Source organism: Actinoallomurus acanthiterrae, from assembly GCF_054775715.1.
In genome coordinates this window covers 1,835,029-1,849,538 of the sequence record NZ_BAAHCO010000001.1, presented here as the reverse complement: position 1 = coordinate 1,849,538, position 14,510 = coordinate 1,835,029, and the positions used below count along the sequence as shown (strand labels likewise).

General features: G+C 69.3%; 13 protein-coding genes and 1 other RNA gene. 4 read left to right on the top strand and 10 right to left on the bottom strand.

The window, feature by feature from the left end; translation table 11 throughout:
• The gene (locus ACYVF7_RS09150) at positions 1-1,380 is read right to left on the bottom strand and encodes a cryptochrome/photolyase family protein (RefSeq protein WP_460337721.1); all 1,380 of its coding nucleotides are present in this window, start codon (positions 1,378-1,380) and stop codon (positions 1-3) included.
• Between the two features lie 121 nt (positions 1,381-1,501).
• On the opposite strand from ACYVF7_RS09150, the gene ACYVF7_RS09145 reads away from it, so the two are divergent.
• Positions 1,502-1,993, top strand: a complete 492-nt coding sequence (locus ACYVF7_RS09145) for a hypothetical protein (RefSeq protein WP_460337718.1) — start codon at positions 1,502-1,504, stop codon at positions 1,991-1,993.
• 45 nt (positions 1,994-2,038) lie between these two features.
• Here the strand turns inward: ACYVF7_RS09145 and ACYVF7_RS09140 are convergent, their stop codons facing one another.
• Positions 2,039-2,425 carry a helix-turn-helix domain-containing protein gene (locus tag ACYVF7_RS09140; RefSeq protein WP_460337714.1) on the bottom strand — a complete coding sequence of 129 codons (387 nt, stop codon included), beginning with the start codon at positions 2,423-2,425 and terminating at the stop codon, positions 2,039-2,041.
• Positions 2,426-2,636: 211 nt separating this feature from the next.
• Here ACYVF7_RS09140 and ACYVF7_RS09135 point away from each other — a divergent pair, with 211 nt between their 5' ends.
• Positions 2,637-2,993, top strand: coding sequence for a tetratricopeptide repeat protein (locus ACYVF7_RS09135; protein ID WP_460337712.1), 357 nt, complete (start codon positions 2,637-2,639; stop codon positions 2,991-2,993).
• A gap of 136 nt (positions 2,994-3,129) precedes the next feature.
• Here the strand turns inward: ACYVF7_RS09135 and ACYVF7_RS09130 are convergent, their stop codons facing one another.
• The 7 genes from ACYVF7_RS09130 to ftsE all read right to left on the bottom strand — a co-directional run bounded on the left by ACYVF7_RS09130 (position 3,130) and on the right by ftsE (position 11,527).
• The gene (locus ACYVF7_RS09130; RefSeq protein ID WP_460337709.1) at positions 3,130-5,088 is read right to left on the bottom strand and encodes a right-handed parallel beta-helix repeat-containing protein; all 1,959 of its coding nucleotides are present in this window, start codon (positions 5,086-5,088) and stop codon (positions 3,130-3,132) included.
• Positions 5,089-5,557: 469 nt separating this feature from the next.
• Positions 5,558-5,932, bottom strand: a transfer-messenger RNA (tmRNA) gene (gene ssrA / locus ACYVF7_RS09125).
• A gap of 364 nt (positions 5,933-6,296) precedes the next feature.
• The gene (locus ACYVF7_RS09120; protein ID WP_460337706.1) at positions 6,297-8,165 is read right to left on the bottom strand and encodes a penicillin-binding transpeptidase domain-containing protein; all 1,869 of its coding nucleotides are present in this window, start codon (positions 8,163-8,165) and stop codon (positions 6,297-6,299) included.
• A gap of 2 nt (positions 8,166-8,167) precedes the next feature.
• Positions 8,168-8,641, bottom strand: coding sequence for an SsrA-binding protein SmpB (gene smpB, locus ACYVF7_RS09115; protein WP_460337703.1), 474 nt, complete (start codon positions 8,639-8,641; stop codon positions 8,168-8,170).
• A gap of 4 nt (positions 8,642-8,645) precedes the next feature.
• Positions 8,646-9,806 carry a S41 family peptidase gene (locus ACYVF7_RS09110; RefSeq protein ID WP_460337700.1) on the bottom strand — a complete coding sequence of 387 codons (1,161 nt, stop codon included), beginning with the start codon at positions 9,804-9,806 and terminating at the stop codon, positions 8,646-8,648.
• Between the two features lie 55 nt (positions 9,807-9,861).
• Entirely contained in the window at positions 9,862-10,767 is a 906-nt protein-coding gene (gene ftsX, locus ACYVF7_RS09105; protein WP_460337697.1) for a permease-like cell division protein FtsX, read from the bottom strand.
• A 61-nt stretch (positions 10,768-10,828) separates the two neighbouring features.
• Positions 10,829-11,527: a cell division ATP-binding protein FtsE gene (ftsE, locus tag ACYVF7_RS09100; protein WP_360895488.1), complete on the bottom strand. Its 699-nt coding sequence runs from the start codon at positions 11,525-11,527 to the stop codon at positions 10,829-10,831.
• Between the two features lie 269 nt (positions 11,528-11,796).
• On the opposite strand from ftsE, the gene ACYVF7_RS09095 reads away from it, so the two are divergent.
• Positions 11,797-11,982 (top strand): hypothetical protein, encoded by a 186-nt coding sequence (locus tag ACYVF7_RS09095; protein WP_460337694.1) that lies wholly within the window; start codon positions 11,797-11,799, stop codon positions 11,980-11,982.
• 92 nt (positions 11,983-12,074) lie between these two features.
• On the opposite strand, the gene prfB is transcribed toward ACYVF7_RS09095, so the two are convergent.
• Positions 12,075-13,196 (bottom strand): peptide chain release factor 2, encoded by a 1,122-nt coding sequence (prfB, locus tag ACYVF7_RS09090; protein ID WP_460337691.1) that lies wholly within the window; start codon positions 13,194-13,196, stop codon positions 12,075-12,077.
• Between the two features lie 176 nt (positions 13,197-13,372).
• Between prfB and ACYVF7_RS09085 the strand changes: the two genes are divergently transcribed.
• Positions 13,373-14,419, top strand: coding sequence for a hypothetical protein (locus ACYVF7_RS09085; RefSeq protein ID WP_460337688.1), 1,047 nt, complete (start codon positions 13,373-13,375; stop codon positions 14,417-14,419).
• Positions 14,420-14,510: the final 91 nt, after the last annotated feature.

The following is a 14,510-nucleotide window of genomic DNA, read 5'->3' as shown; positions in this document are numbered from 1 at the left end:
TCAGCTCCCCGACCGGGCACGGCGGAAGCGCACCCCGCTCTCCGTCAGATCCACGATGGGGTCCGGATACTCCAGGCGCCCGCGGACCGTCTCCGGCAGGAGCCAGGGCCGGTGCACGGCGGCTCCCTCGATCTCGGCGAGCTCCGGCACCCATCGGCGCACATACTCGCCGTGCGGGTCGAACCGCCGTGCCTGCACCAGGGGGTCGAGGACCTGGTTCGGCCGGGTCGAGGCGCCGGTCCCGGCGACCCACTGCCAGTTGAGCTGGTTGTTCGCGACGTCCCCGTCGACCAGCAGGTCGAGGAAGTGCCGTGCGCCGACCCGCCAGTCGACGTACAGGGTCTTGGTGAGGAAGCTCGCGGCGATCAACCGACCGCGATTGTGCATCCAGCCTTCCACGGCCAACTGCCGCATCGCCGCGTCGACCAGCGGATATCCGGTACGTCCGTCCCGCCAGGCCGCCACGAGGGCGTCGTCGGGACGCCAGCGGTCGCCCCGGGACCGGTAGTCCTCGTGAGCCGCCGCCGGCCGGTCCGCGAGGAGCTGCCGGTGGAAGTCCCGCCAGGCGAGCTGCCGGACGAACGCCTCGGCGCCCGGACCGCCCACCGCCCTGGCCCGGCGGACCAGCTCGGCGGCGGACAGGCAACCGAAGTGAAGGTACGGGGACAGCCGGGACGTACCGTCCGCGGCGAGGTCGTCGTGCAGGTCGGCGTAGCGCCCGACCTGTCCGTCGAGCCAGGCTGCCGCGCGCCGCCGCGCCGTCTCCTCCCCGCCCCGGGGCAGGCTGGGCGACGGGGTTCCGCCCGAAAGATCACCCCGGGACGGCAGAGACTCCGACCGTACGGGCGGAACGGGGACCTTGTCCGGATCGGCGACAGGCTCGCGGATCCGGACGTCACTCCATCGCCGGAAATAAGGGGTGAACACCGCATAGTGGCCTCGGTCGGCCGGGACGATCGCGCCAGGCGACACGACGCCGACCACCTGGTCATGGACCCGGAGCCGCCTGCCGGAACATTCGAGCGCGTCACGCAGCCGGCCCTCGCGTACCTGCGCGAACGCGCTGACGTCGCGTGCCAGGTGCACCTCGTCCGCGCCGGTCTCCTCGGCGACCCGGACGACCTCGCGAACGACGTCGCCGCGCCGGACCACGAGACGGCCGCCCCACGCGCGAAGCGCATCGTCGAGGTCCCCGAGACAGTCGGCGAGGAAGGCCGCTCGGTTCGGCGTCACGAACCCGGCGGCCCGCACGCCGTCGTCCACGACGAACAGCGGAACCACCTGGTCGGCGGCGTCCAGCGCCGCACGCAGCACCGGGTTGTCATGAACCCGCAGGTCGGCGGTGAACAGGCAGATGGCGACCGACATCAATGTCGTCATGCCCGCTCCGAGCCCGCCGAGACAGAGCATCCCGGACTGTCCGGGACAGTAATTGATCTTCCGTCCCGGCGGCCACATCCGTAACTTCTGGCGGCGACGCAGACACCCCAGGAAGGTACCCATGAGAACGAGAATCCCCGCTCTGCTCGCCTCCGCGGGCGTCACCGTGACCCTCTTCGCCGCGACGGCCGGCACGGCCCAGGCAGCGAGCGCACAGCTGGTCGGGTGCGGCGCCGCGGGGAAGGTCACCGCGAAGATGTGCAAGCTGTACAAGGCTGCGAGCAGCGCCTCCAGCAAGGGCCACTACCACTGGGACTCGCAGGGCTGTAAGCACCCGGACCCGCTCCCGTACCACCCGCAGGGACGCGCCTGCGACCTCGTGTACGGAAAGATCGGCCGTACGGCCACGGGCGACAACCGGGCCGACGGCTACAAGATGGTCAAGTGGCTGGTGGGCCACCACGGCGCGTACTCCATCGACCACATCATCTGGCAGGGCATCATCTACTCGCCCAACGGCAACTGGCGCGGCCACAAGGACAAGAACTGCAAGAAGGGCTCCGGCGTCACCGTGTGCCACCGGGACCACGTGCACGTCGCCGTCCGCCCCTGACGACGACCCGGCCGGTCCGGCCCGCGCGACGCGGGCCGGACCGGCCTACGAACGCCACCGCCCCATCGCGGTCAGCGTGAGCGCCGCCCCGACGGCGGCCGCGGCGACGACACCCCCGGCCGTGACCAGGTGCCGCCTGGTAACCCGCGAGCCCCGTACGGACGCCTCGGGCGAGGCGGTCCCCGACTCGGCGACCAGCACAAGGTGCCTGCGCCGGGCGACCCACGCGTCAACGGCCTGCGGCGAGCAGCCGCACGCCCGGGTGAACGCCTCCACCACCTCTTCGCGCGGCAGCCGGTCCCGGCTCAGCGACGACGCGACGGTGCTGTGCGGCAGGGCGTCTCCGGCGAGCGCCGCCCGCTTCTCGAGCTCTCGATACGAGAGGCCGGCCCACGCCTTCAGGCACCGGAGCCCCGCGACGAACTCGGCCACGGTGCCCGCCACATCGGGTGGTGGCTCAGACGTCAGTCCCGACACAAGCCCTCACTTCGAGCCGGCGAAAATGATCTTTGAGTGTTCCGGATCGCGCCGAGAACTTCAATGAACCGGAAGTCCCGGCGACGGCCCTCCGGGAACAGACCGACCGGTCCCGGTGTTGCGGCGTCAGGCACCCCGTCAAGGGGGTGCCGTCGACGGAGGAACCATGACCTACGAGGACTACCAGCGCGGATGCCTGTTCTTCGACGCGAAGGACTACGCCGGAGCCGGCCGCATCCTCGCCCCGATCGTCGAGCGCGACCCGGCCAACCGGGCGGCGGTGGAGTTGCTCGGCCGGGCCTACTTCCACAGCGCCCAACTCGGCCGCGCCGAGGAGACCTTCCGGCAGCTGATCGACCTGGACCCTACGAACGGCTGGGCCTACGAGGCCCTGGCCCGCACCCTGGAGCGCCGCAGCCGCCCCGACGAGGCCGAACGCTACCGAAAGTTGGCCGTCGCCATGGGCATGGAGCCCGCCGACAAGGCCGGCCTCTCCGTGACCGCCGCCAACCTGGCCGACTGACCGGACCCCCGAAGACCCATTGCCCCGAGGGCGGCTCACCGGCCTTCGAGAGGCCCAGAGGAACCAAGCGGGCCCCGCGACATCGACCCGAAGAGTCGATGTCGCGGGGCCCACGAGAAAATCGATGCGACGCCTACTAGGCGGCACGCAGTCCCACATCATCGATCTGGAATGCGGGCCCGGTGGCGCTCGTGCTCCAGGTGAGGGTCCAGTCGACGCGAGTGGCGCCCGTGGGGGCGGTGAATGTGCCGCCTGCTTCGGTCCATGCGGTCTGCCGTGCCAGGGAGATGGCGTCAGTGCGTAGCACTGTGCCGGACTCGTCGCGCCACCGTACGTTCCACGTGACGGCCGGCATCGTCGCCACGGCCTCTCGGTACCAAAGCGACGCCTTGTACGTCTTGCCGGCGATCACGCCGGCGTACCCGGGGAAGTTGTCCAACTGCACCGCACTGCCGGACGTGGCGGTCGTGGTCATCTGCAGCGAGCCCGTGCCGCCGTGCGCGTCGCCGGTCCGGTAGGCCACGTCGGCCCCGTACCACGCGGCGTACGGAGAGATCGAGGAGCCGGACTCGAAGTCCTGCTCCGCGATGGCCGGCGGAATGGGCGTACCGCCGTCGAAGGTGCTGCCGGCATCCTGGCCGTACTGGGGGCCGACCCACTGCGCCGGCGAGACGAGGGTGCCCATGTCGGTGACCTGGAACTGCCACGGTCCGGTGTAGGTGTTGTCGTGCCAGGAGTTGTGCGAGTCGTGGACGACCGACTTCTGGATCACGTTGCCCATGTACGGGGACCATGACGGGTAGGTGCCCCAGCTGGCCAGCAGGGCCATGTGCCCGCAGTACCGCGTCGGGCAACCGCCGTTGACGGCGTTGGGGTCGAAGGCGAACGTGTTGTCGTGGACGTCGACGTTCTTCGTCCACCAGCGGCAGTCGGTGTAGAGCGGCTCGCCGGCGATGGCGGGAGCCGAGCACTGCGAGGTGTTGGCCGGCCCGACGATCTTCGTGCAGTCGCCGGTCGTCGAGGCCGGGCTGTTGCAGAACCGGTCGGCGTTCGCCCACGCGGCGATCCCGTCCCAGTTGTTCTCGAACCGGTTGCCGGTAACCTCGATCTTGCTGGTCCGGGCCGGCAGGCGGGGCTCACCATCGGCCTCGGACAGGTAGATCGCCGGCTCCGGGAACGCGTCGCCCTTCGCCGCCCGCGCGGCACCGGAGACCCAGGCGTTGTCGCGGATGGTGTTGTTCCGGATCACGACGTTGTAGCTGATCTCGTAGAAGATCGCTTGCGAGTCGTTGCCCTCGATGAGGTTGCCCTCGATGAGGAAGTCGTTGTTGTTGGTGTCCGCCCACACACCCGGCCCGTGGTTTCCGTGGATCCAGTTGCCGGTCACGTCGGCGCCGTTCACCGCCCAGAACTTCATTCCACCGGTACAACCGCACCCGGGGACCTGGTGCTCCCAGTCGTCGGTGTTGTTGCCGGTGAACTCGTTGCCCGCCACGACCAGGCCGGTGATGGTGTTACCGGACTTGTAGGCGTTCAGACCGTACTGGCCGTTGTCCTTGAGGCAGTTGCCGCGGATCTGGTCTCCGGCGCCGGCCATGAGCGCCGCGCCGGAGTTGTCGCGGATCGTGTTGTGTTCTACGACCCATTTGTCGCCGGAGTTGTGGTTGACCACGCCCTCGTCCCGCGGCGCGACGAATCCGGTGATCGTCAGGTACCGGATGGTGACACCGGTCGCCTCCTGGGTGAACGCGTACCGGTTCAGCCGCTGCCCGTCCAGCACCGCGCCGGGGGCGCCGATGAAGGTCGCATCGTCGCCGGGCATGATCTGGGAGTACGGGTCGGTGCCCAACGTGTGCGTGCCGGACTGGAAGTAATACGTGGTGTTCGCCTGACGGAAGTTCACGCCGCTGTTGTCGCCCGCCGGGACCACGACCGCGCAGGCCGGCGGCGTGGCCGGACCGTCGAGCGACGAACTACCGCACACCACCGCCGGTGGCGTTGCCGGAGCAGCCGTATCGCCGTTCGCCGGTGTCGCGCCGTTCGCCATGACCAGCGTGGCGAGGCCCACCAACGCCACCATTCGGTTTCTCTTCATCGGCCCGTTCCTCTGGGTCCCACAAAGTGGATCTTGCTCTCGCGCCGACAGAAGATCACAAAACCCGCCCCGCGCGCTGCCAGAACCTGGCCGGTTCCGGTCGCCCGATAGCACTGAAGGTGTCGGACCGTAGCCCGGGGACACGGGGGCAGAGGCTCGGAAACAAAACGGGCCCAGCGACATCGCCCCGAAGGGTCGATGAGCAAAGGCCCGCAAGAAACAGCAACCCCCGGGTGCGGCGAAGCCGCACCCGGGGGGGTTCGGGGGTCGTCCCTCCGAAAGACAAAGCGGGCCGTGTGGCGAGGATGGCCGCAAGGCCATCGAGCCCACAGACCCGCAGAAAACAGCAACCCCCGGACGTGCGGCGAAGCCGCACACCGGGGGGCTCGGGGGGTCGTCCCCCCGAAAGACATAGCGGCCAACGGCGAAGGCGGCCCCCAAAGGGGGCCGCCGAGCACAATCAGCCGGCTCGTGGAGGTGGCGGGAATCGAACCCGCGTCCTTCAGTACCAAGACAGGGCTTCTCCGGGCGCAGCCTGCTAGTCGTTTTCTCAGCCCCGGCGCTCACGCAGGCGTGTCGCCGACAGGCTCAGCCACTGTTAGGTTTCCCCGTCACTCCCGTGGCCGGAGTGGCAGGTTGAGTCTCCTAGCGATGCCAGGTCCCGGGCCGGAGACACTCCCGGGCTGACAAGTTCGCTACCTAACCTCAGGCGGCAAGGGCGAACTGAGTGCGCTTAGAGTTGGCACTTGTTCGTTTGCGGTCACAGGATTTACGAGGTCACAACCGCAGCCCTCGGCCCGCTTCCCCATGTCTCGACATACCGAAGTCGAAACCGGTCACCCCCTCTTGAGTTGTCAACCGGGCACCGAGGCACCCGTCGCGTCGACCGTACATGGTCAACGCTCCTGATGCCAAAGAGATTCCCGGCGGGACGCCGTCTGCGGCGAAAGGGCCGTGGAAGACGAGAACCCCCGTGGGTGTGAACTAGGCACACCCACGGGGGTGACCGGCAGGGTCGGGCCGGTCCGGACGGCAGAGCCTCCCCCGAGACGAGGCTCTGGTCTCATCACGGCGACTGAGTCCGCAACCCCCCAAGCGGTGTCTCAGTCACTTGTTAAGACGCACGGTCGTACCTGGTTGGTTGCGGCCCTTTAGTCAAGAAATGACAAAGCCGTCACGCCGGTCACTGCGGCGTCCAGAGTCCCCGGTCAGGTCGCGCTCCTCAGGAACCGCGCGGCCAGGTCGCCCGCCTTGGCCTTGCCCTCCACGGCGATCGCGAAGGCGATGCCCTGCCGGTAGCCGACGAACCAGGAGACGTACTGCCCGTTGCCGTACGGCACCGTGGCGGTGATGCCTCCGTTGACCTTGACGCCCTTCGACGTGCCGCTCGTCACGGCGCGCGCCATGAGGCTCTGCAGGGTGGTGACCTTGTCGGACTCGTTCAGGGCCAGGGGCTGCACCGACGGCGAGGAGTCTTTGAGCAGCCTCGGCGGCCGCCAGATGCCGTAGCCGACCGCGCCGGCGACCAGCGCCATGGACAGCGGGCTGACCTCGATCTTGCCCTGTCCGACCATCTCGGCGGCACGCTCGGCTTCGTTGGCCGGGGTCGGCACCGAACCGGAGAACGAGGGCAGCGGCAGGCTCCACGGGGCGCCGATCCCGAAGCGGGCCGCGCTCGCGGGCAGGTCCTGGGGTGCGATGGAGCGGTACTGCGAGGCGAACGCGGTCGTGCAGCCCACCGCGAAGTTGGCCTGGAACGTCTTCTCCGCGCGACCCGAGTAGGCGAAGCTCTGCCCGCCGATTTCGACGTTCGGGCCCCTCAGGCAGCGCAGCGACGAGGTCGTCGTCTGGTTGGGGTACTGCAGGAGCGCCCGGGACGTGACGATGCTGAAGGTCATCCCCGGCGGGTAGTGGCCGTTCAGCGCCGCGCTGTTCTCCTCCGGGGCGTCGCCGCCCTGGGCCCCGCCGTACTTCCGCTGCGAGGCGGCGTTGTTCGCGGCGGCGAGGATGTTGCCCGTGGCGGGGTCGATCGCGGCCAGCGACGCCGGGGAGCGCACGTTCTTGAGGGTGTTCTCGGCGGCGTTCTGCGTCTTGCGGTCGATCGTGGTGGTCACCGACTGGCTCTCGGTGCCCCGGACCTCGTAGAGGCTTTTCCGGTTGGTACCGGAGGGGTCCTGCGCGACGACCTCCACCTCGGGGGTGCCGGCCAGCTTGCGTTGCTCCAGCACCTGTAGCCCGGAGATGCCGATCGTGTCACCGGGCTGGTAGGGGGCGCCGACCTGCTGGAGGCGTTCGGCGGTGGCCGGGCCGAGCTTGCCCACGATCTCTTCGGCGACCGCCGGAGCGACCAGTTGCTTGTAGGCGTGCCGGTCGACGCCGGCGACCTGCCGGAGCTGGACGGCGTCCGTGGCCTGGTCGGGGAGCTGGAGGGTGACCAGCGGCAGGAACTCCTGGGGCGGCGCGGACCGTACGTGGGCGATCACGCGGTCCTTGTCGAGGTGGGTGATCTTGGCGAGCCGGCCGAGAGTCTGATCGGCGTTGGCGAGCCTGCCGGGTGTCACGCCGAAGACCTCGACGTTCACCTGTTTGAGGAGCGTCTTGCCGCGGTCATCGAGAACGCCCTGGCGCTTCGGCGTGGTCGTGACGATGGCCAGCCGCTGGCCCGGGCCGAGCGCGGGATGGATGATCGACGGGCTCCACGCGACCTTCCACTTGCCGTTCGTCCGGTGCAGGCGCATCGAACTGCCGTAGCTCCACGGCTGGCCGCCGTCGCCCAGGTCGACGCTCACCGAGAACTGCGCCGTCGCGTCCTCGCCGCTCTGCTGTACGCGGCCGAGCGCCAGGTGCAGCGACGCGAGGTCCAGCTGGGACGGAACCGCGCCGAGCGCTGCCGCGACCGCGGCGCGGTCCCCGGTGGTCTGTTTCGCGGCTTTCCCATAGTTGCCGCTCTGCCACGCCACGAGGAAGTTCCGGATGGCCGGCAGGGGTGAGGGCTCGGCGAAGCAGCCGGCGCTCGTCGTCGTGACCAGCAGGGTCGCGGCCAGCGCGGCCGTCGACCGGAGCCGTCGGATGCCCACCCTCAGCGCCTCCGCAGCCGCGCGGCCCGGGCGCGTTCCATCTCCCGGGCGGCGTCCCGCTTGGCGATGGCCTGTCGCTTGTCGTATTCGCGTTTGCCGCGCGCGACCGCGATCTCGACCTTCGCCTTGCCGTCCTTGAAGTACAGGGACAGTGGGACCAGCGTGTGGCCGGGCTCGTTCGTCTTAGCGATCAGCTTGCCGATCTCTCGCCGGTGCAGCAGCAGCTTTCGGGGACGCCGCGCCGCGTGGTTGGTCCACGTCCCCATCACGTATTCGGGAATGTGCACTCCCTCGAGCCAGGCCTCTCCGTCGCGGATCAGAGCGTACCCGTCCGTGAGGTTGGCCCGCCCGGCGCGCAGCGACTTCACCTCGGTGCCGGTGAGCACGAGGCCCGCCTCGTAGGTGTCCTCTATGTGGTAATCGTGACGCGCTCGCTTGTTCTGCGCGATCAGTTTGCGTCCCTCTTCGCGTGGCAATGACTCAGCCTCGGTCCTTCGTCGGCAGGGTGGCCAGCAGCCCGCGCACGACGGTGAGCGCGCGCCGCTCGGCCTCCCGGGGTGGGCGGTTCGCGTTGACCGCGACGTCGGGGTCGATCCCGGACCCGTCGAGATTACGGCCACTCGGAGTCCGGTAGCGACCGACCGTCATCTCGATCGCGGATCCGTCGGCCAGCCGCAACGGCTCCTGCACCGACCCCTTTCCGAAGGTACGCGATCCGACGATCACTGCGCGATCTCGATCCCGCAATGAGCCCGCGACGATCTCGGCGGCGCTGGCCGTGCCCCCGTCGACGAGGACGACGAGCGGGACCCTGGTGTCCCCGCCCGTACCGGCGAGGAGCCGCTCCGGCGGGGCCCCGGCGCGTTCGAAGGTGACCACCGGGCCGCCCGAGAGGAAGACGGACGCGGTGTCGACCGCCTCGTCCAGCAGGCCGCCGGGGTTGGCCCGCAGGTCCAGCAGGACGCCGCCACGGTGCCCGGGGCGGCCCGCCACCGCCGCGCGAACCTCCTGGCCCACTCCCCGCGTGAACGCCGCGATCCGGATGACCACCACGCCGTCGGGGGTCAGGGAGGCGCTCACGTCGTGCGACGCCATCGCCGCGCGCACCAGCGCGAAGCGCAGGGGGACGCCGTCACGGCGCACGTCGAGGCCGACGCTCGTGGCGGGCTGTCCGCGCAGGGCCGCGGCCACCGTGGCGACCGTCAGGTCCCGGGTCGAGATGCCGTCGACCGTCGCGATCAGGTCGCCCGGGCGCACGCCCGCGCGCTCGGCGGGCGACCCGGGCTGCACGCCGACGATCTCGACGCCCTCACCGGCCTTCTCCAGCCACAGACCGACACCGCTGTACCAGCCGTTCAGCGTGTCCTCGAGGCCGCTGAACTCCGCGGCGGTGTAGAACCGCGCCCAGCGATCGCCCATGCGGCGCAGGGCCTTATCGACCGCGACGCGCTCGCGCTCGGGGTCCGGCGCGGCGCGGGCCACCTCGGCCGCCGCCTGCCCGACCGTGCGGTACGGGCGAGGCTGCGGGCGTACGGGCGCGTGGGCGCCCGCCCCGCCCGCTCCGGCGCCCATGGCGTACGCCAACGCGAGAGCGGCCACGGCGGCCGCCCCGCGGAGCACACGACCGGTCAGCCGGGACATGCCAGGATTCTACGAGCGACCTGATCGAGGGACCGGCACATCGCCGGCCGCTGCGTCAGATCTTCAGGTAGCGGCGGAGGGTCAGGAAGGACGCCAGGGCACAGAGCAGGACTCCGAAGCACATCGAGGCCACGATGACCGTCGTCACGTCGACCCAGCCCAGTGGCGTCGCGAACTGCAGGTTCTTCTGCAGTCTGCCGAGTAGGAAGATCTTAGAGAAGCTCAGCAGGACCGCGGCGAAGATGCCGCCGACGAGGCCGGCGATCGCGCCTTCCAGGACGAACGGCAACTGGATGTAGATGTTCGAGGCGCCGACCAGCCGCATGATGCCGGTCTCCCGTCTCCGGTTGAACGCCGATAGTCGGATGGTGTTGGCCACCAGCAGCACGGCCGCGACCAGCTGGATCGCCGCGATGGTCAGCGCCGCCCACTGCAGACCACCGAGGATCTTGAAGAACTTCTCCAGGATGGCGCGCTCGTTGACGACCTGGTCGACGCCATCCCGCCCGTTCATCTGCGCGACGACCGCCGCGAAGTCCTTCGGGTCCTTGAGCTTCACCCGCAGGGAGTCGGGGATGTCACCGGGCTGGATCGAGCCGGCGATGCCCGGGCTGTCCTTGAACTGCTGCTGGGCCCGCTGGAACGCCTGCTGGGCCGTCTCAGGGGTGACCTTCGCCACCTGCGACATGCCCTCGAGCTGCTTGCGGATGTCGTCCTTCTTCTGCTGGTCCGGCTCGGTCTTCTTGCAGGCCGGGTTGGCGCTCAGCTTGTTGCAGAAGTAGATCGAGACCTCGACCTTGTTCGACCAGTAGTTGTTCGACTTGTCGACCTGCATCTTCAGCAGCACACCGGTGCCGAACAGCGCCATCGCGATCGCGACGGTGACGACGAGAGCGATGGTCATCGTGAGGTTCCTGCGGAGACCGATCCAGATCTCCTGAAAAACGAACTGTACGCGCATGCCTCGCTGTCCTTGGTCGTCCGGTGTGGGGTCGTGTCGTCGCGGCGGCGACGGGGCGTCCTCAGACGCCGCCGTATGCCTGGCCGTAGACGCCGCGCGACTGGTCGCGCACGACGCGACCGTCCTCCAGCTCGACCACTCGCTTGCGGAAGGCGTCGACGATGGCGGCGTCGTGCGTCGCCATCACGACCGTCGTGCCGGTCCGGTTGATCCGGTCCAGCACCTTCATGATGCCGATGCTCGTCGCCGGGTCGATGTTGCCCGTCGGCTCGTCGGCCAGCAAGATCATCGGCCGGTTGACGAACGCCCGCGCGATCGCGACGCGCTGCTGCTCGCCGCCGGACAGCTCATCGGGCATCCGGTGGGCCTTGCCCTCGAGGCCGACCAGGTCGATGACCTCGGGGACGACCTTGCGGATGAAACGCCGCGGCTTGCCGATGACCTCGAGCGCGAACGCGACGTTCTCGTAGACGTTCTTGTTGGGCAGCAGGCGGAAGTCCTGGAACACGCAGCCGATGCGGCGGCGCAGGTGCGGGACCTTCCAGTTGGTCAGTCGACTCAGGTCCTTGCCGGCGACATGGATACCCCCCTGCGTCGGCCGCTCCTCCTTGAGGATCAGGCGCAGGAAGGTCGACTTGCCGGACCCGGAAGGACCGACGAGAAAGACGAACTCGCCCTTCTCCACGGCCACGTTGACACCCTGGAGGGCCGGTCGACTCTGGTGCGAATAGACCTTGGTGACATTATCAAAGTGGATCACGGCTGCATCACGACGTGCCAGTCTAGGGGGCTGGGGACGGCGACGACTGTCTTTTCGTCGACAGGCGCCCTGCCGTGGCTTCCCGGCTTGGCGGGCCGATTGGCCAAGCAGCAGTCTAGGGGGGAGACTGGCATGGATCGTCCAACTTGGGTACACCCAGGAAAAAGCAACCGGGCATCACGGACACCCGTCAGTCTTTGACGGCGGGCCACCGGCCAGGAACGCATAGGCTGGGCGCACTCGTCGCCCAACGTTCGGAAAGGAGCCGGATGAGCTGCGAACATCTGATCTGCGCACGATGCTCGGGCCCGGTCGTCGAGGGGCGCTGCCCCGCGTGCCGCGCGGCACGGGCGGAGGTGCACCGTCCCGGACTGTTCGGGATCTCCCCCATCCTGCTCGGCGCACTGATCCTCGCGCTGACGCTGCTGATCGCGCTGAAGCTGGGCCTGCACTAGACCGTCAGGCCCGGGCCCGGCAGCACTCGATCGTTCGACCGTCGTGACCGGCCCTGCTCTCGCGACCGTCGCGACCCTGACCGGAGCGGCGGTCAGTCCTGCTCTTCGCCGGCCTCCCGGCGGCGCATCCACCGGATCTCGGCCTCGATGAACTCGTCGATGTCGCCGTCGAGAACGGCGGTCGGGTTACCCGCCTCGACGCCGGTGCGCAGATCCTTGACGATCTGGTACGGATGCATCACGTAGTTGCGGATCTGGGTGCCCCAGGAGCTCGTCGTCTCGCCGCGCAGCTCGTTCATCCGCTCGGCCTCCTCCTGGCGCTTGCGCTCCAGGAGCTTGGCCTGCAGCACCGTCATCGCGGTGGCGCGGTTCTGCAGCTGGCTGCGTTCGTTCTGGCAGGAGACGACGATGCCGGTCGGCAGGTGCGTGATCCGCACCGCCGAGTCGGTGGTGTTGACGCCCTGCCCACCGGGACCGCTGGACCGGTAGACGTCGACGCGCAGCTCGTCCTCGGGGATCTCGACGTGGTCGGTCTGCTCGACGACCGGCACGATGTCGACGCCGGCGAACGAGGTCTGCCGGCGGCCCTGGTTGTCGTACGGGGAGATCCGGACCATGCGGTGGGTGCCGTGCTCGCCACGGAGCGTGCCGTAGGCGTACGGCGCCTTGACCGTGAAGGTCGTCGACTTGAGGCCGGCCTCTTCGGCGTACGACGTCTCGTACACCTCGGTCGGATAGCCGTGCCGCTCGGCCCAGCGGAGGTACATCCGCTGCACCTGCTGCGCGAAGTCGGCCGCGTCCACGCCGCCCGCCTGCGCGTTGATCGTGATGAGCGCCTCACGCGCGTCGTACTCACCCGACATCAGGGTGCGGACCTCGAGCTGCTCGATGTCCTTGCGAAGCGCGCCGAGCTCCCGCTCGGCCTCGCCGCGGGCGTCGTCGTCGGCCTCCTCGGAGGCCAGCTCCAGCAGCACCTCGGCGTCGTCGAGCCGGCTGCGCAGGCCCTCGACCTTGCCCAGCTCGCCCTCGAGGTAGGACAGCCGCCTGGTGACCTGCTGGGCACGGTCCTGGTCGTTCCACAGGTCGGGATCGGCAGCCTGCTCGCGAAGCTCTCCGATGTCACGACGCATCGCGTCGAGGTCGAGAACGGTCTCGATGCCCGTCAGCATCGAGCCGAGTTCCTTAATCTCTTCCGAGGGGTCCATGGCTGCCACGTTCGAAAGCCTACCCGTGCCCGTACTCTCCGCGTACGCGCTCCGAGTGTCTTTGCCGACCAGGCTCCCTGTGCCCTCACGTTCGCCGACCACGCTCCTTCGGCCCTCACACCGGCGCACTGGGCGATCCCTGGCATACTCTGCCCGACAGCAGTAACGATGATCGGCCGGGGAACATGAACAAGGCGGTTGCGTCCACGCTGGTGGCGGTGCTCACCCTCACCGGCGCCGCAGGCTGCTCGAGCAAGCCTCACCGCACCGTCCACACGACCCCGGTCGCCAACGAGAGCAGCCCGCCTCCCGAGCCGGTGAACCCCGAGACGGCGGCCAAGGCGTTCCACTCGTTCGTCAACAACGACGACGTCGCGCGGGCCAGCGGAGACGAGCGGCTCGCGCTGTGGTGGACCAGCGAGGGGCAGTCCCAGCTCACGGCGGCGGCGTTCCGCCGGGCGGTCGCGGCCGGCGATCCGGTCCCCCGCTACCGCTACGAGTCACCGGTCTTCTACGTCCCGCACCTGCTCGCGAACGACCCCCAGTGGTTCGTGGTCAGCGCGCGCCGGACCACCGCGGACGGCAAAGACCCCCGCACCGTGTTCATGGGGTTCCTCAAGTCCAAGGCGGTCACGCGCTGGCGACTGAGCCTGGCCGCCGTGCTGGACGACAAGCAGAAGCCACCGAAGATCGCGGTGGGCGCCGACGGCTACGCCAAGGCCCTGCCGACGTTCGACAGCCGCCTGCTGATCCCGCCCCGGCTGGTCCCGTCGATCCAGGCGACGCTCGCGGAGGAAGGCCCGGGGAACGTCGCGGCGCACGTCATGGACGCCGGGAAGTACACCACCGGCTACTACACGGCGGATCAGAAGGCCATGAAGAAGACCAAGAAGGAGAAGAAGATCGGCCTGCGCACCAGCGCGCTCTACGCCGCGACCTCCTTCCCGATCTTCCCGCTGGCGACCGAGGACGGCGGCGGTGTGGTGCTGTACGCGCTGAGCCGCGACACGATCATCAGCAAGAGCAGGAAGAAGCCCGGCCAAGTGCCGGTGCCCGATGACGTCGCGCCGTTCGTCTCCTCGAAGCTCGTGCGCGACGAGATCGACATCACCCAGACCATGCAGTACCTCGCCGTGGTCCCGGCCAAGCCGAAGAAGGACGACGGCAGCGTCAAGGCGGAGATCATCGGCGCCGACGGCGGCACCGTCAAGGCGCACGCCCCCAGTAAGTGAGCCCGGCCCGTCAGGAGAGCCGGGCCGAGGCGAGGTCGAAGTCCTCGATGAGCACGCTCCCGGCACCGTGTGGGAGACGGCCGGGACGGCG